We start from the raw sequence: 22,644 nt of genomic DNA, 5'->3' as shown, positions 1-22,644 counted from the left end.
TGAATCGTGGGAGTTCACAGCGGAGGAAGACGAAACCGACTGCTACAGGTGCGAGAAGCCATTCAAGTATCACCGGATCATCGATGTCACTTACGACACGGAGAGGGTCGAGTCATGAGTGAGAACGGTTTGCGTAAGATCCCGGTCATGCGTGCCGCGTTGGTAGCGATCCAAGAACTGCATAAGCCGTATCAGCCCACCGGTGCAATCGCCGTTTACTGCGCTCATTGCTTCGAGGATGGCGGACGCGACGGAGCGCTATACGTCCTATACCCCTGTGAAACTCGCAAGCTGGCCGACGAAGGACTAAGAGGTGAGGAACGTGACTGAGGACGCACAGGAATGCAAAGACTGCAATGGCAAAGGCTACTTCGACCGGAACCACTTAGGGAAAACGCCGACCAGCTGCCAGACCTGCGAGGGCGATGGGTACAAGTACCGCGCCGGCCCTTACCGTCTCGCTGACGGCACATGGTCAGACGGGGTGGACCGCGTCGAATGCATCAAGCTTCACAAATTCCACATCGAGAACCCGAGTCGCCCCATTGTCATCCAGACATGGGATCAGCGGCCAGATGGCGGATATGACTGGGTGGCTATCGAATCCAAATACGGGGAGCCCGAGTATTTCCCCACCCACGCCGAAGCTATCGCCTACGCGGACAAGCAAGCCCGCACTACGAACCAAGGAGAAAACTAACATGCAGAATTTCGACATCACTGGAACCGCCACAACCAACGACGGCGTAGAGGTGCCAGTCAAGATCACCGTCGAATACCCCGACAATCAAGGCCTGATCGCATGGCAAATCTTTCAGCACACCGCCGAGACCGGATTTGAACAGGTCATCCAAGACCTCATTGCGAAGGGTGACCTGAGTCTGCTTGCGAAGATGTACGAAAACGGGATGGAAGCCGAATATGACGAGTTCGGCGATGACGACTAGCCCCGACCGTATGGCACGAACCAACCAAGGAGAAAACAATGCCTAACCAGCCCCCGCTAAACCCGGACGCTTTTGACCTCGCGTGCAAAGAGCTGTTCCTGACGATCACAGCCCACAAGTCCGCTGCGGATGTTCTCGGCTTTGATTGGAAGTCGCTAAAGGCATCCACACGTAAGCCGTGGGAAACCGCGACACGGAAAGTCCTGACCGCTTACCTTGAAGCGGATGGCACGACAGAAGAGCTTCATGAAATCAACACGCGCCTAGCACGGATTCTGACCGATACCGCGAATGCGCTAAAGGGTGAACCAGAACCGCTCACCTCGCACTCATGGCATGACCTAGCTGAAGTCGCTAAGCGGGCAGTCGATGGCCTGAGGGAACAGGTGGACGCGCAGTCAGTAGATAACCACCTCACCGTCGCCCAGCCGGTAGTGAGCAGCGTGGAAGAACTCCCGGCACAGGTGCAGGTGATCAGTTGGGAAGAAGAACCAGAACACGAGTGCTGGAAGCTTGCACCTGATGAAACGTTCGTCGGATTGGTCGTAAAGTCCGACCGCGCCTGGTCGCTAGCGGATAAGTACACGCTGAACATCGACCGCCCGGAGGTGAACGATGCCTAGGCATAGCGAACGGGGCCTCACCTCGAAAGGTAAGACCCCGTTCTGTCGCGCAAATTACGCCTTCTTGCGTGTGATCAGTCCCCAGATAACGAGGACGATCAGCGAGCCGCCGATGGCCAGCAACCAAGTCGAAAGCGACCAGAACGAGCTGATATCCACGTTGAACAACGCGGAGCCGATCCAACCACCCACAACGGCACCAACAACACCAAGCACCAGGGTAGCGAGCCAGCCGCCACCCTGCTCACCAGGCTTGATCGCCTTAGCGATCGCACCAGCAATAAGGCCTAAAACAATCCAACCAATGAAACCCATAACTTCCTCCTGTTGGGATCGAGTGACTTCGTTCAGCATCAGGACTGAGATGCACAAGGGAAAACAATACAGGTCGAAGCACAGAAATTACTAATCAAAAACATAGGAGAAGATTCCCATGAGCGCTAATGAGAAGCACGCTGCCACCTACCACGGCAGGGAATACACGCCGACAACTGAGCAGGTGCGAGAGGCGTGCATACTCGGGCACTACCCGTTGCCGAGCGTGAAGCAACGAACCGACTTGGGCGCAGACTTCGACCGTTGGCTTGAAACCGTCCGCGCCGAAGCGAAAGCAGAAGCGCTCAATGAAGCGGCCGAAGGTATCCGCAATATGACCCTCGATGACAACCCGACGGACTGGCTAACCGACTTCGCAGAACAGTACAAGGAGGAACCAGCCGATGGTCGTTAGAGTGACCGCTGAGAACCTGGGCAAAGCGATCAAACGATACAAAGGCGACCCCCAATTCGCGCCAGGACAGGAACGCGAAGGGAAGCTAATCTGCGGGGCGAAGAAACGCGGGAAGGACGAAGCTTGCGGATCAAGCCCTGTGCCAGGCGGGGTCCGCTGCGGCCGACACGGAGGCAACAGCCCTAAGGCTAAGGCCGCGGCTGAGCAACGCATCGCGCAACAAGAACTAACCCAACAAGTCGGCACACTCGGCATCACCGACAAATACCCTGACATCGACCCCGCCCAAGCACTGCTCCAAGAGATCCGGATCAGCCACGCACACGTCCAATGGCTCAGAACCAAAGTCGCAGAGATCGAACCAAACGAACTTGTATGGGGGATAACAAAGACTGAAGCTGGTATCGGTGCCCAAGGGCCAGTCGATATGACCGTCCAGGAAGCAGGATTCAACACCTGGTACACGCTCTACACGAAAGAGCGTGAGCACTTCGCCAAGCTCACCACCATGGCCTTGAAAGCTGGTATCGAGCAGCGGCGCATCGAACTGGAAGAGCAGAAAGCAGAACTAGTTGTTGTCGCGTTGAAACAGATCTTCGCCGCGTTGAACCTCTCCAAGATCCAAGCCGACATGCTCCCAACCATCGTCCCCAACGCCCTACGCCAACTCACCGGAGGAACACCATGACCACCACCCGCGAAGCCAAATACCTATCCGGCGCAGACCTCGGCAAAACCATCAGCTACAAAATACTCGACCCAGAAACCCGCGAAACCATCACCCACACCGGGCGTCTGGTCAAAGCAGACCACCAACTGAACCTCATCGAAGACACCAGTCTCTGCGACCCGCACCCCACCTACAGCCTTGGCGAACCCGCCTTCCGAATCGAACTGCTCAGCGCAGGAACATTCATCACCGCCAACCTAAGCCCAGACCAACCCGTCACCATTGCCGGCAACAACACCCCACGAAGGCTAGATTTGCATAGATCAGTACTCGACCAAGGCGAATAGGATTAGAGCATGGAAACGAGTAACGTCATCGCGCTGGGTGCCCTGACTATTGCGATTGGGAGCTTCATATTTACATGGCGGAGCCACGTTCTTGCGCGTGGAGCTGAGAAACGGGCGGTCATGGCAGAACTCAGAGCTAGTGCTTCGGAAATTAGGGCCATTGAAGCGGCAGAAAAAGCGGAGGCGCAGGAACGCCGTGGGCTTTGGAACCGTCCAATTGAAGCACTTGGGCAACTGGTGACGAAACATGGCCTAGAGAAAGAAACTCCTGATTTGATTGCGCAGGCACGGATAGCTTTGATGTTCCTCTGCGACAATCTCAGCGAAGAAGATTATCCGGGCATCGGTGACTATTTAGGAATAACGCACGGAATCACAGCCATGCATTACGAGAGATCGATAGATGCGATGGCAGGTGAGGCGAAGTCTGTGGACGTGTTGTCTCGTGCTCATGCGCCTGTAGCCGAATGGCTCTCTGTCAGCATTTCCAATCTTAGGTTGTTGCAGAACTCTGAGATTGATGATGACTTGCGCTCGAAGCTCGCGGAAAGCCTAGCGAACTACCAAGACATATTCAGGGAAATGAGCGGGCGGAGTTTCATAGCAACCGCCCGATGGAATGAGGGAAAATGACCTGTCTCGTTTGTGAGTACACGACCGCTGCTGGCCTGTACCTCTGTAACCAGTGCGACGCCCGATTCCGTGCAGTGTTGGATCGTGTTTCTGCGACGTTACGGACAGCGCAGGCAACACTGTCGAACATGAGTGTGCAGCCACGTGTCGGTTCTGCGGGAACGAGTGCGCCTGGTGCACCGTTGAATCTGGACATGGCTGAACGGCTTGGTGAATACGAACGCCGGCTAACTGAGCTAGCCCACTGGGTGAACGGACGGGAGGAACCGAACCGCTTGCGGATCTTCACCACCACGTTCCACTCTGCAGAGTACCTGCGGGCCATGGCCACCCATCTACGCAAGCGCGACTACGTTGCCGACATTTATCTAGAGTTGCGGGGCCTTGAACGGCGTGTACTCTCGGCAGCAGACAGGCCACTTGTGAAGCGACCACTGGGGGAGTGTGGGGCCCTCAACCTGAACACCGAGGGTACTGTCACCCGTTGTGATGGCATTGTCGAAGGCCACGAAACAGCCACCACAGGCCGATGTAAAGAATGCCACCGCGAACACGACCTAACCGACCGCATCACCGAACGTTTCGCCGAAGCCTGGCACCATGTTGCACCACTCGCCGTCGTAGTCCGGGCGTTGAAAGATGCCGGCTACCCGATTAAATACGCTACCGCCAGACAATGGGTGCACCGAGGCAAACTCCACCCACGATGCGACCTCAAAACCCGGCAGGAGGGCCACTCGCCAGCCGAAGTACTCAAAGTGCTGCAAACAAGTGCAAGCACTGCAAGCAAAATATGCGCGTAGAAGTTGCAAAACCGTGGAAGTGTCACTAGGCTAAAAGCCAAGATCGAAGAACTGTAATCAGTGAAGATCTGCGCAGCGGGTGGAGAACCTTATCGACAATAAGAACGCTGAGAGCAGGACTACGTACCCCCAAGGCGTAGACACAGCCTGCCAAGACCGGCACCACCAGCACGCACAACCAAATAGCCCCCGGGTACACGAGACCCAGGGGAGCGACTGTAGCTCAGGAGTAGAGCCAAGGTGCGCAGGTGCAACTCCTGCCAGTCGCACGCATTACCCGACAAAGGATGCAGGTGAACCCCTAGGAGGGCTTATCTGGTTGCCAAACCTATTGGCCCCGTGAGCATATAGCGGCACACGGTGACCATCGCGGAGACGCGACGGGAAACAACGGCTACCCGGTGCCGACCTGAAACCGGGCAAGTCAACGTAGCTCAAATGGTAGAGCGCCGGTCTCCAAAACCGGTTGGTGCAGGTTCGACCCCTGCCGGTGGCGCGATGGGGTCCCTGCCAACCCGCACGACTCCAATAGTCGCGACGGGCGCTAAGACTGGACAAGATCCGAAACTGTAAAAGTTCGAACGGGTATCCAGATCTGCCCCACACAAACTTGACGGCGGCCAACAAGCCGACAACACAACAAGACCAGGTGCACGACAAACCGCCCGCGCAGACAAGCGGACCCCATGCGGCCAAGGCTCACTGGAAACCACCGCGGACGTACCGCCGTCAAATATGCCACATAGGGCAAATAAAACTGGATTCTGTCGTATGCGTATGCAAGACTGTAATCACCGAGGCCCACTCGTCCGAATAGTCACCGTATGGTGCGCGTGCTACCAACTCTGGTAGATAGGATGGTGGGCCGAACTTATATGTTCTTCGTGAAGTCCCAGACCGTTCCGCTCGGGTAGTAAGTTCGTGGCCTGATTATCTGATAATGAGAAGACTTCTTTTTATCGTGGGGCCGGTCGGTTCGAAAGTTCCGGTTAATGGAACCCGCAACCATGTCGGCAAGCTGCAGACCTCGATTTTGTTTTGAATCTCCGAATCCGACCGAGGAAATCACTGGACGATCTTGCCCCGAATTCGCCATGCGCATGACATAAGCGGAATCTGACATGCCAAAGCCTTTGGTGTCCTGTCCGTCAATGATTACCTTGGCGTCATAAATGGTTCCGAACCCTCGTGATAAGAGCATCCGAATTGCGTAACTTTTCAAAGCAGCAGGTTCGGCACGTAATTTTTCGCTGTAGATCTTTGACTTGTCCATAACGATTGCTCGAACGTCATAAGTAGCCGTTTTAGTGCATTCGAAAAAACAGTCCTTAATGCGATCTTTGGTCTTGTTGTACTTGAATTCATGGACTTGGCGGTTTCGTTGAGCGCAACCATCAACGCACGCTTTGAGATGCTCAATGTCTTTCGGGTCCCGAAAGATGCAAGCTGCCATCACCAAATGGCTTGATGACCCGCGGTCAAATTTGAATCCACCATCACCGGAATCATCGATGAAAATGTGCAAGTATTTCCCCCTGTTGCCATGCACCTGTACTGCTTGATCCTTTAATCATGGCACGTGTGTCGAACTAATGGGTGACTTTTTGTACGTCCTTGCCACATCCTTGTCCACAGAGCAGCACGCAAATTACCGCATTGGATTCCGCTGGTGTCCAAATTGATAAAAATTTGATTGTTTTTGAAAGTTTACCTGTGGATAACCGCTTCAATTAAGCCCCTAGAGAATTGCCTAAATGGCTAGTCGCAAAGGTACGGAGGTGCTGTTGTGTCTGCCGCTTTTGATTGGGCGGAGTACGCGGCCCGCATGTTCGAGGTACCGGAGCATGACTGGGCGACTCCAGGACAGCTGGCTAAGGCTATCGAGCCGACCACCCTGCAGACTCCCGCGTTGGATCTGATCGACGAGTATCTGGTGAAGGTTGAAGCGGGGGAGATTGACCGGCTGATCATCAACCTTCCACCGCAGGAGGGGAAATCGACCCGCGTTACGACGATTGGTCCGCTCTGGTTCCTAACTCGTAACCCTGACCGACGTATAGCTATTGTTTCCTACGCCCAAGACCTCGCTGACGAGTTTGGCAGGAACATCCGAAACCACATCGCATCCAACGATGGTGATGACGAAACCCTTGACCTCGGGCTACGTGTTGCCAAAGACAACGGTGCTGCACGACGTTGGAAGCTCGAAGCCAACAAGGGTGGCGTCCGCTCAGTTGGTATTCGTGGTGGCCTAACAGGTCGTGCTGTTGATGCGTTGTTCATTGATGACCCCATCAGCAACCTTGAGCAGGCGTACTCGAAAACCTATCGTGAGCAAGCGTGGGGGTTCTGGCAGTCAGTCGGTATCACGCGCCTCGCACCCGGGGCTCCAGTCATCCTTGTGCTGACTCGCTGGCATGCCGATGACCTTGCCGGACGGTTGCTCGCTGGTGAAGACGCTGACCGATGGACTGTACTCAACATTCCTGCCGAAGCTGTCGAAGGCGACCCGCTAGGACGCAAACCCGGTGACTGGCTCGAATCAGCCCGCCAACGCACACCGATGCAGTGGGAACAGATCAAAGTATCTGTCGGCCCCAAAGTGTGGCAATCCCTCTACCAAGGCAACCCAACACTCGATGACGGCGGCGTACTACCAACAGAGTGGGAACGCTACGACCAACCACTCTGGATCGAACACCCCGACGGCAGGCACACAGTGCCCGGCATCGACCGCGACGATCACGAACTCATACAGTCATGGGACCTCGCATTCAAGGGTGAGAACACCAGCGACTACGTTGTTGGCCAAGTCTGGCTGCGCGTCGGCAATATCGCTTACCTGCTAGACCAGGTGCGCCGGCGGATGAACTTCAACGAGACCTGTGACGCGATCACCGCGCTCACAGCAAAATGGCCAGAAGCCACCGCGAAACTCGTCGAAGACAAAGCCAACGGCCCAGCAGTGATGAACTCGCTCAAACAAACCATCATCGGCCTAATCCCAGTTGAACCAGTCGGATCCAAATACGCTCGCGTATCCGCCGTTTCACCATTGGCGTTCTCAAAGAACATTGTGCTCCCATCCACGACGCTATGCCCGTGGATAGAACACTTCACCCAAGAAGCACTGTCCTTCCCTGCAGGCGCCAACGATGACCAGCTAGACACCATGTCCCAAGCAGTCAACCAATTGCTCCTACACCGAATAGACAGTGTCGAAGACGAACTAGTCCAACCTGACGAATACGACGTCCTGGACGAACAGGGCTACTACCTATCCCAGTACTAACGAAACGAGGTGTCACCCATGGGCCTACGCACTTGGCTTGGATTCACCCAAGAATCAGACACCACCACAGCAACTGAGACAGTCCCTGTAGGCACCGTGGGCACACTCGAACACAAGATCGAGAACCTCACCGAGTCCATGGCCCAATTGTCGTTAGCGCGTGAAGACGCTGGGTGGGAACGGATCCTGCAGGACGGACAACGAGAAATCACCCCAGAGGCACGGCGTCGCAACGCTGAACTATGCCGCATATTCGCGATTGCTAACCCGCTAATCAAGCGTGGGCTAGAACTGCGTGCAGCATATGTTTTCGGGCAGGGCGTAGGAACCACAGCCACCGGCGACCAAGTCAACGACATCGTTCAAACGTGGCTGGATGACCCGGAAGTACGCGAAGTGTTCGCAGGACCGCAAGCCCAGGCCCGCAACGAGCTCGCTTTGGGAACTGACGGCAACGTGTTCTTCGCACTCTTCACCAACCCACTCACTGGGCGTGTGAAGCCGCGAGTGATCCAGTTCGAAGAAATCCAAGAACAGGTCACTGACCCTGAAGACTCGTTGACAGTCCGCTATTACAAGCGGGTCTACAACCGGCGCACCACCACAGGCGACGAACAAGAAGTCATCACCTACCATCCGCGCTACGACTACCGCCCACAGATGCGCCAACGCTTCTACCGGCCAGCCGGTTCAAACGAACAGTACGAAATCGTGTGGGATGCCCCGATTTACCATGTGAAGGTCAACGCCCTCACCGGTTGGCAGTACGGTATCGGCGACGCATACGCAGCAATCCCGTGGGCTCGCGGGTACAAGGAATTCCTTGAATCATGGGCTGTCATGATGAATGCGCTGTCCAAGATTGTTTGGCAACGCGTCGGCAAGTCCGGGAAACGTACTGCTGCTAACGCCCGTCGTGAACTGGAAAAGATTCCGGGCATGACAGCTGGTGGCAGTGTGAACGCTACGGACGACACGAAGCTGGAAGCGATCCCTAAGACTGGGGCGACCATCGACTCCGAGTCGGCTAAACCACTGGCTGCCATGGTAGCCACGGCACTGGGCATCCCAGTGACCATGCTGTTGGCTGACCCCGGCCAGACCGGTGCACGAGCTGTAGCGGAAACATTGGACAAGCCAACCGAACTGACCATGCAGGTCCGACAGGACGTGTGGCGTGAAGCTCGCCGTCAGATCCTCGGGTACGTCATCGACCAAGCAGTCATCGCACCGCGTGGGTTACTGCGTGGCCAAGGTAAGACTGTTCGTGACGGTGATCGGCTAGAGACTATCCTCAACAACGAGGAAGACCGCACGCTAACGATCACGTTCCCGGACATCTCCAAGATCGACGCTAAGACGATGATGGAAGCCTTGGAAAAGGCAGACGGTCACATCCCACCGTTGCTTCTTGCTGAACTGGTCATGCGTGCGTTGAACGTGCGTGATGTTGACGAATGGTTGGCTGAACTGCAGGACGAAGACGGCAACTTCATTGACCCGATTGGTGCTGCCGGTCAAGCCGCTGTGGATGCATTCCGCCGTGGCGAAGACCCAGCAGAAGAAGTATAAAGGCGGTGATGTTGGTGGCTGTCACAGACGAAACACTCTTGATAGCCGCCGACACACGCCGGCGACTGCAACGCATGACCGACGAACAAGTCATAGCACTAACCCGGTCATGGGTTGACGCGTGGGATTCACTCACACCGTTATTCAACGAAGCCCTAATGGATCTATTGCACGGTGCGCCTGACCGGTTGCCCCGTGCAGTAGTCGCACGTAACCGGCGCCTACAGTCCGCTCTCCGGCAAGCACGAGCCACACTCAATGAGCTAACACGTGGAGCGAACGAGGTCATCGAAAACAGTCTCGCTGACGCAGTCCTCGACGCTGTGAGCTCCCACCAAGCAGTCCTACAGTCACAGCTACCAGCGGACCAGGCTGGTGTGTCATTCAACTTGGATGCACCCGCGCCGGAAGCACTGGATGCAATCGTTACCCGCACAACCCAACAGATTCATGCGGCAAGCAAGCCGTTGGCTGGGTGGGTTGTTCAAGCGATGCGCCAAGAACTGGTGCGAGGCATAGCAGTCGGTGACAATCCTCGTGAAGTGGCCCGCAAGCTGATGAAAGCTACCGAAGGACACTTCAACGGTGGACTAGCCCGTGCAACCAGGATCGCCCGCACTGAGATGTTGGATGCGCATCGGCGAGGTTCTCAGACTGCAGCGAAAGCCAACACTGACTTGCTGACTGGTTGGAAGTGGCAGTGCACGTTAGATCGGCGCACGTGCCCGTCCTGCCTATCGAAGCATGGCACCTTGTACCCGGTGGACGAGTTCGGACCGATTGATCATCAGAACGGCCGGTGTGCACGCATCGACATTACTAAGTCGTGGGCTGAGCTTGGCTTCACAGGTATTGACGAACCAGCCGACACCTTCCCCGACGCACGCACTTGGTACGACGGACTCACCGACGACTCCAAGCTAGCAATCATGGGGCCAACCCGGATGCAACTACTCGCAGACGGCGCCATCAACTGGGAAGACCTCGCCACACTCCGCAAATCAGACGCATGGCGAGACTCCTACACACAAACCCCAGTAAGAGACCTACAAGCCATCGCTTCGTGACGGCTCATACTGCACCGTCCCACACCACTTACAGACAACCGACATGGATCCGCCAGTCGGACGCAAGTACACCTTGCCGACCCGCCACTCATGGCCCGGGCATGCCCCCGGTTCACCTGGTGTGTCATTCGCGTTGTCTAACCCCATGACCATGATTATAGGAGGCCCCGTGCCTAAAAGAATCCGTGAAGCGGCCACCGCAACCCGGCGCGGTCCCGGACGCATCCTGCTCACCCTAATCACACCGGGTCAAGGATCCAGTGGTGGCTACACCCCAGAGGTGCTGGCAACCGCCGCTCAGGAGCGTGCGTTCCCTCGTGGCACGTTGGGCATGATCGACCACGACACACCCACCGAGATGATGGAACGCCCCGAAGGTTCCCTACGAAACCTTGCCATCGTCCTCGACGAAGACGCATACATCGGCGAAGGCGGTGCACTGCAGGCCGAAGCCAAAGTAGCTTCCGCATGGCGTGACCTTGTCGAAGACTTCCACGAACACATTGGCGCCAGCATCTTCGCCAGCGCAGAGATTAGTACGGACGAGACCGGGCAAAAAGTCGTTGAACGAATCATTCCCGACCCGTTCAACCGTGCCGACCTTGTGACCGTGGCAGGCCGTGGCGGAAAAGTCGACCAAATCCTAGAAGCGGCCAAGGCCATTGAGTCACGGTCAATCATCGCTGAAGCAACAGCCAGTGACGTGCGCATGTGGTTGCAAGCCACCATACGCGGATCCCACGACAACTATGCCTGGGTAGCTGACCACGACGACACCTACGTCTACTACGAAATTGGTGACAAATACTTCCGGCAGGCCTATGAGCTGACCGGTGTGAACGTTACCCTCACCGGCGACCCAGTTGAGGTACGCCGACGCGTCGAATACGACCCCGTAATCTCCCCGCCGGTCCCGGCTGGGGTAACCGAAAATCAGGAGGAAGCCACCATGGCAACCATTGATGACAAGGAACTCGCCGACCTGCGCGAGTCCGCCAGCCGGGCCACCGCGCTGGAAGCAGAACTGCAGGCCGAAAAGGACGAACGAGCACAGGAAGCCGCAGAGCGTGCAACCGAAGCCACCGCGAACCGCATCGCGGAAGCCAAGCGCATCGTCGTAGAAGCCTTCGGCGAAGACGCACCAGCGCTCTACACCCGCTTGGCCGAATCCGCAGCAACCCCGGACGACTTCGACGCAGACAAGTTCCGTGCAGAAGTTACCGAAGCTGCAGCGAAGAACGAAGCCGACCAAGGTGCAGGCCAGCCACGCGGACTTGGCTCCCAGACCATCACCGAGTCGAAGACTTCTGTCTCCGACGAAGACATCATCAACGCACTCTAAGGAGGCAACACCGTGGCAAAGAACCAGCGTTACACCAACGCCCTACACATCACCGTCACCGCCACCAAGGCGATCAAGTCCGGCGACCCAGTACAGGTAGGCCAGATCTCCGGCGTAGCACAGATTGATGCTGCCATCGGCGAAAAGGTCACCATCTGGTTGGACGGCTCCTGGGACATCCCCGTTACCGGTGCTCTCGCCACCCAGGGCCTGCCCGTCTACATCACTTCGGCTGGCGTACTTACCGCCACCGCGACCGGCAACACCCCTTGGGGCGTAGCGCTCGCATCGAAGACCACCGGCACCGCACCCGTTGAGGTCGTGCCGCTCGGCTACACCGCTGGCGCAACCGCCTAAGAAAGGAAGTCAACACCATGACTCACGAAATTGCACAGGAAGGCTTCCGCCGCGCATCCTCCCACGAAGAGCGCGTCCACGAAGCCGCCAAGCTGTTCGGTGCCGGCCGCACCGGATCCGACCCATTCGCACAGGCACGCCTGCTCGAAGCATTCAGCACGGACGACTTCCCAATCCTGCTCGGTGACGCATTTACCAAGAAGGCCATCGCAGCCCAGAAAGCTGCGGTAAAGGAATTCGAACCAATCCTCACCAACACCACTGTGGACGACTTCAACCGTCACAAGCTGGTTGACCTGTGGGGCTCGGATGAATTCGAGACCGTGAAGGAACTCGAAGAGTACAAGTCCGGTTCGATGAACGAAACCGAACTGACTCACGGTGCTGAAAAGCACGGTAAGTCCTACGGCCTGTCGTGGGAGCTTCGCCGTTCCCGCCAGTTCACCGCACTGGCAAACTTCCCTGTAGTACTGGGCAATGGCTCGGTCAAGGGCCAGAACAGCCGTGTAGCAGACCTGTTGGTCGATGCTACCGCCGGCAACTGGAGCGCTGACTTCTTCGGCACCGTGGACACCAAGAAGTTCACCGCTGACAACTTGGATGCTGCTATCAAGCAGTTGTCACAGGTTGTTGACCACCGTGGCGATCTGGTCGACGTGTCCAACCTCGTGTTGGTTCACTCGGCTGGCCTACGCTCCGAGGTTCTACGCGTACTGAACGCATACGAACTGGAAATGCAGGTCACCGACGGCGCGAAGGTCACCAAGACCCGTGTGCAGAACCCATTCAAGGGTGTTGTCACACCACTGGAATCCCGTGCGATTGGCAAGCGTCTCGGCGCTGCACAGTCCACCGGTTGGGCTCTGGTTCCTGCCGGTTCCTCAGATCTGCCAGCAATCATCCGCACCTTGCTTTCGGGCGAGGAAAACGTGGACATCCGCGTCAAGCGTGACCAGGGCGAACGCCCAGGCGGCGGCACCGTACCGGTTGATGCAGGATCGTTCAACGACGATTCCATCTGGTTCCGTGGCCGCGACGTTTACGGCATCGACAAGGGCTTCACCTCAGGCGTTTACGCCTCGAACGGCACGGTCTAAACAAATCGGATAGGGGAGTGGTGGTCATGGACTACGAAACACCAATCAAGTATGTGCGTGTACTAATCGCAGACATGGCCACCCCGCCCTTGATCGATGACCAGACCTTGCAAACCTATTTGGAGATGCAGGGCTGGGAAGACGGGGCACGGTGGGCTGTCTACCGGGCAGCTGCTGACGCGCTTGAAGCAATCGCAGTGTCTGAGGTTCTGGTATCCAAGGTCATCAGGACTCAGGATTTGTCCACCGATGGCGCGAAGGTAGCAGATGCTCTAAGGAAGCTAGCTGAAACGCTTAGGAGCAGAGCAGACGACGAAGACCCGGACTTTGGTGGCGTGTTTGAAATTATCGACACCGGGTCAGGAATTAATGAGCTTGAGTCGTGGAGGGTCTTCTGATGCCTTTCCCCGGATCTAGCATCATCCCGCCTGGTTGGTCTGAGCATCATCGTCCGGTGGTTGCTGGTGGCATGACTGCGGACTGTGTCATTGAGCGTGTCACTGATGGGCCAGCACCATTCCCGCTACCTGAGGGGTGGACGGGGCGCGCACCGGTTTGGTCTGGGATGGCACGTATTCAGGAGCTGAAGCGTGAATCAACCGCGTTCCCAACAGATCAACCAACTGAGTCACGCCAATACTTGATCCAGCTCCCGATGCTTGCAGTGAATCCGCTTCCACCACTTCACGCGGGGGAGCGCGGCGACATCGTCACCAGCAACGGTGTTGAATACACGCTCAAACAGCGCATGACCGGATCCGAGTTGTGGGCTAACGACTTCATCGCATGGGAAAACCAAACCCAACAAAACCCTTAGGCGGTATCCCGTGAGCTTCGATGCATCGGAATTGCGATCACTCGCGGCGGACCTTGGCACTGTCCCTAAGATCGCCGGCCAGCTGGCGAAAGTCGCAGTGAAAAAGGCTGCGAAGGATATCGAAGCTACGGCTAAGACTCTCTCCCCGGTAGATACCGGAAACCTGCGCTCATCGATCACAACTTCCGACTTGCGAAGCGTCTCCCAAGACTCACCATCAGCCGAGGTTCGAGCATCAGCAAACTACGCCACCTACGTCGAGCTAGGCACGAGCCGTATGGCAGCCCAACCGTTCATGGGCCCTGCAGCGGACAAACACGAACCAGCGTTCGCGCAGGCAATGGCGCAACTCGCAGCAAAAGCAATAGGCGGGTAAATGGACGCAACACAACTGAATACAGAGCTCACGGCCACCCTGAAAGCAATCCCCGCTTTAGGTGGCCGTATCTATGACGGGTACGTATCCGAAAAGCTCCCCACCGACGGCGCAGGCTACATCCTCCCGTACGTGTTACTGCTCTCCGGAATCACAGCAGACCTACCGGAAGAACGCGACCTCACCAGACAAGTCGACACCACCGTGCACGACTGGGCGCCACAAACCAACTGCGTCGGCCCCACACCAGACCACGCCCGCAAGTGCGCACAACTCGTCGCACAAGCACTCACCAACACCCGAATAGGGAACCACTGGCTAAAACCCGACGCAGACGCATTCCGGGTCGCAACGCCACTCCCAGACAACCAGGTCACACCGGCCCGGTTCTACCTGCCGCTCTCATGGCGGCTCAACACCAACTAGGAGGCCAACCCTTGGCAACCCCCAAACAGGTCACTGAGCCAGCCACCGCGCCGGCCAACACCGTGACCGAACCAGAACTACCCAAATACCGCATCTCCAACCCGGAAGACCGAGGAGAACTGGTCCGCGTCCGCGACGCAAAAACCGGGGACATCCTCCCGAACCGGGTTCCGCGGACTTGGCTTGACGGCCGATTCCCGCAACTCAAAGAAATTCCATCCAACAAGAAAGGTAAGTGATCATGGCCGGTCCAAAGCTACTCACTGATGCCAGCCGAAAGCTGGTCTTTGTCCCTACCATCGCGAACATCGCCGCACCAACCGTTACGGAATTGACTGGCGTTGGCGTCTTGGATGTTTCCTGCCTTGTTACGGCAGCGAACTTCACTCTCGGCGCTACTGGCGATGACGCAATCTCCGACCCAGCGTTGTGCGCAACCTCGAACGCTTCTGTTCCTGGTCGTACCAACTTCGAGGGTGCCATGGACTTCTTCCGCTGGCGTGAAACCGCTGACGACACCGCATGGGAAACCTTCACTTCGAAGGGTCTCCACGGCTACCTTGTTCAGCGTATCGGTCAGGTTCCTGAGGGTACCAAGGCCCACACTGTTGCGTTCACTGCAGCGGATGAGGTGCAGGTTTACGAGGTGTTGACTAACACCCCGCAGATTCTTTCGCCAGCTGATGCGGGTTACGAGAAGTTCCGTCAGGTGTTCTCGATCCAAGAAGGCGTAGACGAACGCGCCGTTGTCGCTACCGCGTAACTAAGACCAGTCCGGGTAGGGGTGCTTGACTCCCGCTCTTACCCGGACTCTAAACCCTTTAGGGAGTCTCCGAAACCTTTTAGGAGTCAATCGTGTCTGAAAACATTGCACCAAACGCTGAACTAGACCTCGACCAGTGGCTAGCAACCGGCGAACGAAACACCCACAATGTCAACCTCTACGCCCGCATGGACCTCATCGCCGAGGTCGAAGCACTCGAAGCCCAGAAACAGCCTGTAGAACAAGTAGCTGAAGGCGACGAAGCACTAGGCGGTACCAACAACCCCAACGCCGAACTCGAAGCGCAGATCGACGACCTATGGAACCGTATCGATCAGTCCAAGCGTGTCTTCCGTGTTACCGCACTCACCAAGCAAGAAACAGACGCGATCCGCGAAAAAGTCTTGGACGAATGCACCGACAAGATCGACAAAGCAGCCGCCATGGGCCGGACCGAAGCGAAGAAAACCTGCAAGCGCATGGAAATCACCGTGCCCGCAGACATCAACGCCTACCTCCGCATTGGCGTGAAAGAGTTCACCGACAAGGTCATCAACCACGAAACCACGTTGCGGATGATCGCCGAAGCCACCAAAATGCAGGTCGGTGAAGGGTGGAAGCAACTCACCCTCGACCAGACCCGCACCCTGTACGAAAAGCTGGGCGAATCCCAAATCGGGTTACTCGCAGATGCTGCATACAAGGCGAATAACGAGACCCCAGAGGTTACCGTCCCAAAATCGTAGCGGCCATGGCGACACGGCGATGGGGGCACTTCGTGACCTGGGCTAAGACTGCCCGGTCGTGGAGGATCCCCGTCACCGTCTTGTTGGGCTTCCGTGCAGACAACGGGCGATGGTTGGAGCAAGACCGTGTAATGGCGTTGGCGTTGCAACAGTACGAGGACAGCATCCACTCATGTGGTGTCCCGTCATCCATCGGTTTCGGTGATGACAATGTCGGTCGTGTCGAGTGGAAAGAAACTATCTGCCACGCATGCGAAGCTAAAGAAGCCGCACACAACGACAACAAAAACAACCAATACCCAGGACAACTTTTCTACCCCGTATGGGATACCGAATAGTCATAATGTGACTTTCAACTAAAAGGTCTGAACGTGCTGTTATGGTTCTGTCATGGCAAATTTCATCACTCACCCTTCAAGTCAGTACGTACAAAATGAGGGCTCCGCACTCCAAACAATTGGGGTCATAGTTGCGGTCATCGGACTGCTCATCGGCGGTATCGTCATCATCAATGATGGGTCTCCGGTATTTATTGGTCTTCTCCCTATCGGCTTGTTAGTAGCTATTACCGGGTATTCGAAGCAGATCGCGGCAGCAACGACAGCGTCATACATTCTGGCGTTGGATAAGCATGAAGCGGAGGGTAAAACCTCCACGCAGTAACACTGACGGCAAAGATCTAGCCCGTTAGATTCTCACATTTTTTGTGGGGGTCTGGCGGGTTTTCTTATGCCCAAAAACTCTAATTGAATAGGCGGTGCCAGTGTGGCTGAGCGCGATGTCGTAATCAGAATCAAAGCCGAAATTGGCGCTTTCAAACGCGATATGGCAGCCGCCGCAGACGCCGCCAAGAAGACCGCCAAAGAAACAGAAGCCGCTGGCAAGCAGTCAGAGTCAGCAATCGGTCGCCTATCCCAGACCGCGCAGACACACGATCAAGCGTGGGACAAAGTTTCGAACGGCATGGTTGCCAGTGGCGCCGCAATCGTCGGAGCACTAGCACTATCGACGAAGGCCGCGATTGATTGGGAATCAGCTTGGGCTGGTGTAACCAAAACTGTTGACGGTTCTCCACAGCAGATGGCGCAATTGGAGGGGGAGCTTCGCAACCTCGCGAAGACCTTGCCGTCGACTCACACGGAGATTGCCGCGGTTGCTGAAGCAGCCGGCCAGTTGGGTGTCGCACGCAAGGACGTTTCAGGTTTCACCAAGACCATGATCGACTTGGGCGAGTCCACGAACCTGACCGCCGAAGAAGCGGCAACGAACATCGCCCAGATTTCTAACGTCATGGGAACGATGGAGCGCGAGGGCTCCAAGGGTGTCGAACGTTTCGGTTCGGCACTTGTTGCTCTTGGTAACGATGGCGCGTCGACTGAGTCCGACATCCTGTCTATGGCTCAGCGTATCGCCGGTGCTGGTGCAACCGTTGGAGCGTCTGAAGCTGACGTGCTGGCCCTGTCGAACACGCTCGCGTCTATGGGTGTGAAGGCTGAGCTCGGTGGCGGTGTAACGACTCGTGTCCTGTTGAAGATGCGTTCCGCTGTTGATGAAGGTGGAGACAGCCTAGAGTCATTCGCCAAGGTCGCAGGTGTCTCCGCAGACGAATTTGCAGCGAAGTTCCGTGAAGCACCAGTAGAAGCGCTGGATCTCGTATCCAAGGGCATCAACGGTGTCAACGAATCCGGTGGCAACGTCACCGCGACGCTGAAGGAAATGGGTATCAAGGGCACTGAGGAAACTCAGGTCATGCTCGCCCTCGCCAACTCCGGGGACCTACTCACCGACTCCCTAAACCTCGGTGCTCAGGCGTGGAGCGAGAACTCTGCCCTCGTTGACGAAGCAAACAAGCGGTACGAGACCGCTGAATCCAAGATCAAGATTGCTTGGAACAACATCAAGGACGCAGCCATCGAAGCTGGCGCAGTGATCCTCCCAGCAGTTTCTGGCATTGCTGAAGTAATTGCTGACCTTGCTGGCGGGTTCTCTGATCTGCCTGGTCCAGTGAAGACCGCACTAACTGTCCTTGGCGGTGTGGGTGGTGTCGGCTTACTGGCTACCGGCGGAATGATGAAGCTCGTCAGCGCTTTGGGGGACACAATCCCCAAGATGCAAGCGCTTGGTATTGACACGCCACGCGCTACCAAAGCTGTTGGTTTGCTCGGCAAGACGCTGGGCGGTATCACCGCAGTCGGTGCTGGCATCCTTATCGGCAAGACAGTCATTGAAGGCATCAACGATGCTGTCCGCTCCGGAAAGCCTGACGTTGAGGCGTACTTCAACCTGATCGCTACCGGCGGCAACGTCAAGGACACGCTGAACCTCGACGAACTAGACGGCCTGTCCGGGCAGGTATTTGGTGACGCTGCCAAGGATGCTAAGGACTACTACGGCACCGTCAGTATTGAGGCCGCCAACGCTAAGCGTGCCCTTGAAGCACTAGACATGACCGACGGAATGACCGGTATCACCGGATGGTTCTCAAAGAACCTTTCCTTCGGTGACGTTCGCGCCGCTACTGAAGATGCGCTACAGCTCCAAGAAGCCGCGAAGGGTATCGCTCGTGCATTCGACATGGGCGAATCCGATCTAGGCATCGAAGCGCTACAAGGGTTGCAGTCTGAGCTAGAGCTCACCGACGAAAACGTCGCAACGCTGATCAACAGCTCACCCGAGCTGAAGTCGGCTTTGACTAACTTGGCAACCGAGAACGGTATTCAGATTGACCCTAACAACGAGCTTGGTTTGGTTGACTTGGCTCTCGGTCGAATCCAAACTTCCGCGCCTGGCGCTTCCGAGGGAATGCAAAGCGTTGAAGGCGCACTCGGTGACACTGCAGTGTCCGCTGAAGAAGCCGCACAAGCCGTCGATGACTTCTACCAAGCAATGGTCAACGCTGGCATGGTCGTACTCAACGAACGTGAAGCACTCCGCGGAATGCAAGAGTCATTCGATGCCGCCACAGCTTCTATCGCTGAGAACGGCAAGACTCTCGACATCACCACTGAGAAGGGCCGCGCCAACCAGTCGGCCCTCGACGGTATCGCGTCGTCAACACTGTCGGCTATGGAAGCGCAACGGGAAGCGGGTGCAAGCGCCGGCGAACTCGGGGCAACCATCGCTGCAGGTCGCGAAGCTTTCATAGCTAATGCTGAAGCAATGGGTATGAGTAGCGAAAAGGCCGCGGCGTTGGCTGACTCGCTGAACCTAATTCCCGGCTCTGTGTACATCAGCTTCGATTCGAACACTGACGACATCGGCGCCAAGCTGATTAGTATTCACGAGCTCGTCAAGGCTACACCTGACGGCAAGATCCAGATCGACGAGAACAGCCCGCAAGTTATTGCTGCTCTTGAAGCTATGGGTTACAAGGTCACCACGTTGCCTGACGGTCGCATCGAAGTGACTGACAACGGCACAGCTGAGGTGACCGGCAAGAAAGCTGACGCTGTCGCTAATAAGTACCGTGAAGCTCAGATCAAGGCGCAAGCTACGAACACTGGTACGGCAGACGGAGAGTTGGATACGGTCGCTCAGGCTCGAACTGCAACGATCACCGCTAACCCAATTGTTGGTGGAGCTATTGCGGCGCTGAACGCAGCGGCCGCTGACCGTTGGTCAACCATCCACACCCGCGTAGTCGTCAGTGGAGGTCAGACTTCCACGGGGCGCGGTGGTCGTGGCGGGCTGACTGAGAATGCTAACGGCGGTCGGGCCAGTTTGCCTGGCTACACCGAGGGCGGGCAACTTCCCTCCACCGGGCTGGGTACTGACCAAATCCTAGCGATGACCTCTAAGGGAAACCCAATCGCTTGGGTGGATGACCGCGAATGGATCATCAACAACAAGAGCTCCGACAAATACAACGGCATCCTGTCAGCGATCAACCGCGACGACCCTGCAGTACAGCACCTTGCTGGCCTCGCATCAGGCGGTCGTGTTGGTTCGGCTCAGTCGAAGGTTGACCGGTTGCAACGTCAGTTCTCGTTGATGCCTGGGGACAAAAAGAACAAGGCGCGCAAGGCAGCTCTCAAGGCTGACTTGTACGACGCTAAGTACGAGTTGAAGCAACTCAAGGCTGAAGTTTCGGCTACTAAGAAGTCTAGTAATGCGTCTAAGAAGGCTTCGGATAAGGCTGCTAAGGAAGCTAAGAAGCGTGCTGACGATGCACGGAAGAAGGCGCAGGAGGCGGCTAAGGCTGAGCGTGAGCGTCAGGGTCGTTTGTCTGAGGCGCGGTTTGATTTGCGACGTGATTTGAAGCGTGGCGAAATCACGGACAGCTTCACTTCAGGATCTGGTATGAGCGTTGTTGATCGCCTGTTTGAGCAGTCGAGCAACAAGGACTTGTCTAAGGGTAAGCGGTCTTCTTTGCGGTCTACTGCGTATGGCATGGAGTCTCAGTTGCTCAGCTTGGAGAAGCGTTCTGAGTCTTTGACGAAGAAGCTGGACAAGGCTGTTTCGAAGCGTGACGATCTCCTATCAGCTCAGAAGGGTGTCCAATCCTCGATGGTTGGCGCGTTCGATCTCGGTGGGCTGACAGGGCAGACGGACAAGTGGGGATACCAGAAGTACGTAGGCAAGAAGGGTCTACTGTCCTTTGGTAAGTCTCTCGCGTCCGGTGCTAAGAAGCTGTCCGGTAAGGTGTCGAAGCTTCAAAAGTTGGGCTTCAACGAGAACATGATCCAGCAGGTAATCGACGAATGGACCCAATCGGGAACGTTCGAGCTGGCCGACGCAATGCTGTCCATGAACAATGGCGAACGTAAGAGCTTCTTGAGTTCGTTCAGGTCTGTTGAGAAGTACGGGTTGAACACGGGCGAGTCTTTGACGAAGGCCATGTCTAAGGGCGGTATTGATGCCGCGCAGGGTTTGGTGGACGGCTTGGAGAAGAAGAATGACGTTGTTGAAAACGCGTTCTACAAGCTCGGCAAGAACGCAGAGAAAGCATTCCGTAAGTCCTTGGACATGCACTCACCTTCACGCACACTGTTCAAGGCTGGCGTGGATGCTGGCGACGGCGTGGAGCTTGGTCTGCTGTCTAAGGTTAGCGATGTTGAATCTGCTGCCGAGAACCTGATGACTCCACCGGCGCTCATGGTTCCGCCGTCTGTTGAGGTGTCGCGTTACGCGTCATCGCAATCAGCTCCAGCTGTGGCTATCGACTACCAACAGTTAGCTCAAGCAATGTCCAGCATTCAGCTCAGCGCCGCTCTTCAAGTAAGTGGCAAGCAAGCCGGAACTCTGGTTCAGGCTGGCGAGCGATTCAACGGAACACACAAGTAGGAGGATCCCCCGTGAGCGGTTTTTATTTTGGACCACTCGGAGCAATGCAACCAGTGGAAGTGTCCGCTGGTGTCGAGGTGTCCTCTGATCGCAGGGGATCTGAACTGGTTACCACGGGCGGGGTGAGGTACGCGCAAATAGGGCGTTCAGCACCCCGCACTTGGACAGTGGGGAGACTGTGGCAGAAGCCGGCGTGGGCAAAACTATTCAATTACGCATCAAACGGGCTGCTGGGGGACTGCTGGCTTTATGACGTTGCTAAAGCGAGAGAAAACATGATCCCTGCCCGCCTAAGCGCGGGGGGAGAATCGGCGGTCATCGTGGATGGCGTTCCGATGGGTGGGATTCAGCCAGGCCGAGAAATCACCGTACCAACGCTACGTGGAATGGTGTACACGGTCGCAGTCTGGTCACAGGCAGAAGCAGGGACCACCGTGGCGCAATACCGCTTGGGCACGGGAACCATGATCAACATCAGCGCACCAACGGGGTCAGGATACCGCCAATGCGCCGCCAGCTTCACACCTCTCTCCGACTCAACAATCACCCTAAAAATAACAAACACAGGCACATCAGGGGCGACCATCCACGAAGGACCGCCTCGCGGTGACTTCTACGCATCAGCAGGAACCCCCTGCCGTGTAGCAGTGCAGGACCCTCAGCGCGTCCTCCAGATGCTACTTGATAACAATTCTCGATCTGACTATGAGGTAACCCTCATGGAGGTTGGCCGACCCAATATTTAGGAGGAAA

The 22,644-nt window shown here is 56.4% G+C and carries 28 protein-coding genes and 2 tRNA genes; 28 read left to right on the top strand and 2 right to left on the bottom strand.

What is annotated here, in order from left to right:
* Positions 1-114 precede the first annotated feature (114 nt).
* The 4 genes from ACT3RW_RS08485 to ACT3RW_RS08470 are packed head-to-tail and all read left to right on the top strand — an operon-like array spanning position 115 to position 1,570.
* Positions 115-330 carry a hypothetical protein gene (locus ACT3RW_RS08485; protein WP_444613458.1) on the top strand — a complete coding sequence of 72 codons (216 nt, stop codon included), beginning with the start codon at positions 115-117 and terminating at the stop codon, positions 328-330.
* On the top strand, positions 323-700 hold the full coding sequence (locus tag ACT3RW_RS08480; protein WP_444613457.1) for a hypothetical protein: 378 nt from the start codon (positions 323-325) through the stop codon (positions 698-700). The genes ACT3RW_RS08485 and ACT3RW_RS08480 overlap by 8 nt, the downstream gene beginning before the upstream one ends.
* A 1-nt stretch (position 701) precedes the next feature.
* The gene (locus tag ACT3RW_RS08475; RefSeq protein WP_444613456.1) at positions 702-947 is read left to right on the top strand and encodes a hypothetical protein; all 246 of its coding nucleotides are present in this window, start codon (positions 702-704) and stop codon (positions 945-947) included.
* Between the two features lie 38 nt (positions 948-985).
* Positions 986-1,570, top strand: coding sequence for a hypothetical protein (locus tag ACT3RW_RS08470; RefSeq protein ID WP_444613455.1), 585 nt, complete (start codon positions 986-988; stop codon positions 1,568-1,570).
* Between the two features lie 54 nt (positions 1,571-1,624).
* Here the strand turns inward: ACT3RW_RS08470 and ACT3RW_RS08465 are convergent, their stop codons facing one another.
* On the bottom strand, positions 1,625-1,885 hold the full coding sequence (locus tag ACT3RW_RS08465; protein WP_262197694.1) for a GlsB/YeaQ/YmgE family stress response membrane protein: 261 nt from the start codon (positions 1,883-1,885) through the stop codon (positions 1,625-1,627).
* A 118-nt stretch (positions 1,886-2,003) separates the two neighbouring features.
* Here ACT3RW_RS08465 and ACT3RW_RS08460 point away from each other — a divergent pair, with 118 nt between their 5' ends.
* From ACT3RW_RS08460 to ACT3RW_RS08430, 7 genes are all read left to right on the top strand, one after another.
* Positions 2,004-2,300, top strand: a complete 297-nt coding sequence (locus ACT3RW_RS08460) for a hypothetical protein (protein WP_444613454.1) — start codon at positions 2,004-2,006, stop codon at positions 2,298-2,300.
* The gene (locus ACT3RW_RS08455; protein ID WP_444613453.1) at positions 2,290-2,988 is read left to right on the top strand and encodes a hypothetical protein; all 699 of its coding nucleotides are present in this window, start codon (positions 2,290-2,292) and stop codon (positions 2,986-2,988) included. The genes ACT3RW_RS08460 and ACT3RW_RS08455 overlap by 11 nt, the downstream gene beginning before the upstream one ends.
* Positions 2,985-3,317 (top strand): hypothetical protein, encoded by a 333-nt coding sequence (locus tag ACT3RW_RS08450; RefSeq protein ID WP_444613452.1) that lies wholly within the window; start codon positions 2,985-2,987, stop codon positions 3,315-3,317. Before ACT3RW_RS08455 ends, ACT3RW_RS08450 begins: the two co-directional genes overlap by 4 nt.
* A gap of 9 nt (positions 3,318-3,326) precedes the next feature.
* On the top strand, positions 3,327-3,950 hold the full coding sequence (locus tag ACT3RW_RS08445) for a hypothetical protein (protein ID WP_444613451.1): 624 nt from the start codon (positions 3,327-3,329) through the stop codon (positions 3,948-3,950).
* Complete coding sequence (locus ACT3RW_RS08440) at positions 3,947-4,753, top strand: hypothetical protein (RefSeq protein ID WP_444613450.1); 807 nt, start codon at positions 3,947-3,949, stop codon at positions 4,751-4,753. Before ACT3RW_RS08445 ends, ACT3RW_RS08440 begins: the two co-directional genes overlap by 4 nt.
* 212 nt (positions 4,754-4,965) lie before the next feature.
* Positions 4,966-5,022, top strand: a tRNA-OTHER gene (locus tag ACT3RW_RS08435).
* A gap of 154 nt (positions 5,023-5,176) precedes the next feature.
* A tRNA-Trp gene (locus tag ACT3RW_RS08430) sits at positions 5,177-5,249 on the top strand.
* A 375-nt stretch (positions 5,250-5,624) separates the two neighbouring features.
* Here ACT3RW_RS08430 and ACT3RW_RS08425 read toward each other — a convergent pair.
* Positions 5,625-6,302 carry a DUF3800 domain-containing protein gene (locus ACT3RW_RS08425; protein ID WP_444613449.1) on the bottom strand — a complete coding sequence of 226 codons (678 nt, stop codon included), beginning with the start codon at positions 6,300-6,302 and terminating at the stop codon, positions 5,625-5,627.
* A gap of 237 nt (positions 6,303-6,539) precedes the next feature.
* Here ACT3RW_RS08425 and terL point away from each other — a divergent pair, with 237 nt between their 5' ends.
* The 17 genes from terL (at position 6,540) to ACT3RW_RS08340 (ending at position 22,637) form a co-directional block, all read left to right on the top strand.
* A complete protein-coding gene (gene terL, locus ACT3RW_RS08420; RefSeq protein WP_444613448.1) occupies positions 6,540-8,045 on the top strand; it encodes a phage terminase large subunit in 1,506 nt (501 codons plus the stop codon).
* Between the two features lie 18 nt (positions 8,046-8,063).
* Positions 8,064-9,617, top strand: coding sequence for a hypothetical protein (locus ACT3RW_RS08415; protein ID WP_444613447.1), 1,554 nt, complete (start codon positions 8,064-8,066; stop codon positions 9,615-9,617).
* Positions 9,618-9,631: 14 nt separating this feature from the next.
* Positions 9,632-10,684, top strand: coding sequence for a phage minor head protein (locus ACT3RW_RS08410; protein WP_444613446.1), 1,053 nt, complete (start codon positions 9,632-9,634; stop codon positions 10,682-10,684).
* Between the two features lie 169 nt (positions 10,685-10,853).
* Positions 10,854-12,026: a hypothetical protein gene (locus tag ACT3RW_RS08405; RefSeq protein ID WP_444613445.1), complete on the top strand. Its 1,173-nt coding sequence runs from the start codon at positions 10,854-10,856 to the stop codon at positions 12,024-12,026.
* Positions 12,027-12,038: 12 nt separating this feature from the next.
* Entirely contained in the window at positions 12,039-12,383 is a 345-nt protein-coding gene (locus tag ACT3RW_RS08400; RefSeq protein WP_444613444.1) for a capsid cement protein, read from the top strand.
* 17 nt (positions 12,384-12,400) lie between these two features.
* Positions 12,401-13,480 carry a phage major capsid protein gene (locus ACT3RW_RS08395; protein ID WP_444613443.1) on the top strand — a complete coding sequence of 360 codons (1,080 nt, stop codon included), beginning with the start codon at positions 12,401-12,403 and terminating at the stop codon, positions 13,478-13,480.
* A 26-nt stretch (positions 13,481-13,506) separates the two neighbouring features.
* A complete protein-coding gene (locus ACT3RW_RS08390; RefSeq protein WP_444613442.1) occupies positions 13,507-13,878 on the top strand; it encodes a hypothetical protein in 372 nt (123 codons plus the stop codon).
* The gene (locus tag ACT3RW_RS08385) at positions 13,878-14,297 is read left to right on the top strand and encodes a DUF6093 family protein (protein WP_444613441.1); all 420 of its coding nucleotides are present in this window, start codon (positions 13,878-13,880) and stop codon (positions 14,295-14,297) included. Before ACT3RW_RS08390 ends, ACT3RW_RS08385 begins: the two co-directional genes overlap by 1 nt.
* Positions 14,298-14,307: 10 nt before the next feature.
* Complete coding sequence (locus tag ACT3RW_RS08380) at positions 14,308-14,673, top strand: HK97-gp10 family putative phage morphogenesis protein (protein ID WP_444613440.1); 366 nt, start codon at positions 14,308-14,310, stop codon at positions 14,671-14,673.
* Positions 14,674-15,099, top strand: coding sequence for a hypothetical protein (locus ACT3RW_RS08375; protein WP_444613439.1), 426 nt, complete (start codon positions 14,674-14,676; stop codon positions 15,097-15,099).
* Between the two features lie 11 nt (positions 15,100-15,110).
* Positions 15,111-15,338 carry a hypothetical protein gene (locus tag ACT3RW_RS08370; RefSeq protein WP_444613438.1) on the top strand — a complete coding sequence of 76 codons (228 nt, stop codon included), beginning with the start codon at positions 15,111-15,113 and terminating at the stop codon, positions 15,336-15,338.
* Between the two features lie 2 nt (positions 15,339-15,340).
* Positions 15,341-15,862 (top strand): phage tail tube protein, encoded by a 522-nt coding sequence (locus ACT3RW_RS08365; RefSeq protein WP_262197721.1) that lies wholly within the window; start codon positions 15,341-15,343, stop codon positions 15,860-15,862.
* 92 nt (positions 15,863-15,954) lie between these two features.
* Entirely contained in the window at positions 15,955-16,608 is a 654-nt protein-coding gene (locus ACT3RW_RS08360; RefSeq protein WP_444613437.1) for a hypothetical protein, read from the top strand.
* A 32-nt stretch (positions 16,609-16,640) separates the two neighbouring features.
* Positions 16,641-16,946 (top strand): hypothetical protein, encoded by a 306-nt coding sequence (locus tag ACT3RW_RS08355; RefSeq protein ID WP_444613436.1) that lies wholly within the window; start codon positions 16,641-16,643, stop codon positions 16,944-16,946.
* Between the two features lie 52 nt (positions 16,947-16,998).
* A complete protein-coding gene (locus ACT3RW_RS08350; RefSeq protein ID WP_444613435.1) occupies positions 16,999-17,271 on the top strand; it encodes a hypothetical protein in 273 nt (90 codons plus the stop codon).
* A gap of 102 nt (positions 17,272-17,373) precedes the next feature.
* On the top strand, positions 17,374-21,891 hold the full coding sequence (locus ACT3RW_RS08345; RefSeq protein ID WP_444613434.1) for a phage tail tape measure protein: 4,518 nt from the start codon (positions 17,374-17,376) through the stop codon (positions 21,889-21,891).
* 275 nt (positions 21,892-22,166) lie between these two features.
* Entirely contained in the window at positions 22,167-22,637 is a 471-nt protein-coding gene (locus ACT3RW_RS08340) for a hypothetical protein (protein ID WP_444613433.1), read from the top strand.
* Positions 22,638-22,644 lie beyond the last annotated feature (7 nt).

It is taken from the genome of Glutamicibacter sp. AOP5-A2-18 (genome assembly GCF_052446055.1).
Taxonomy (GTDB): Bacteria; Actinomycetota; Actinomycetes; order Actinomycetales; family Micrococcaceae; genus Glutamicibacter.
The sequence above is the reverse complement of the archived record's forward strand: the minus strand, read 5'-3'. Positions and strand labels throughout refer to the sequence as shown.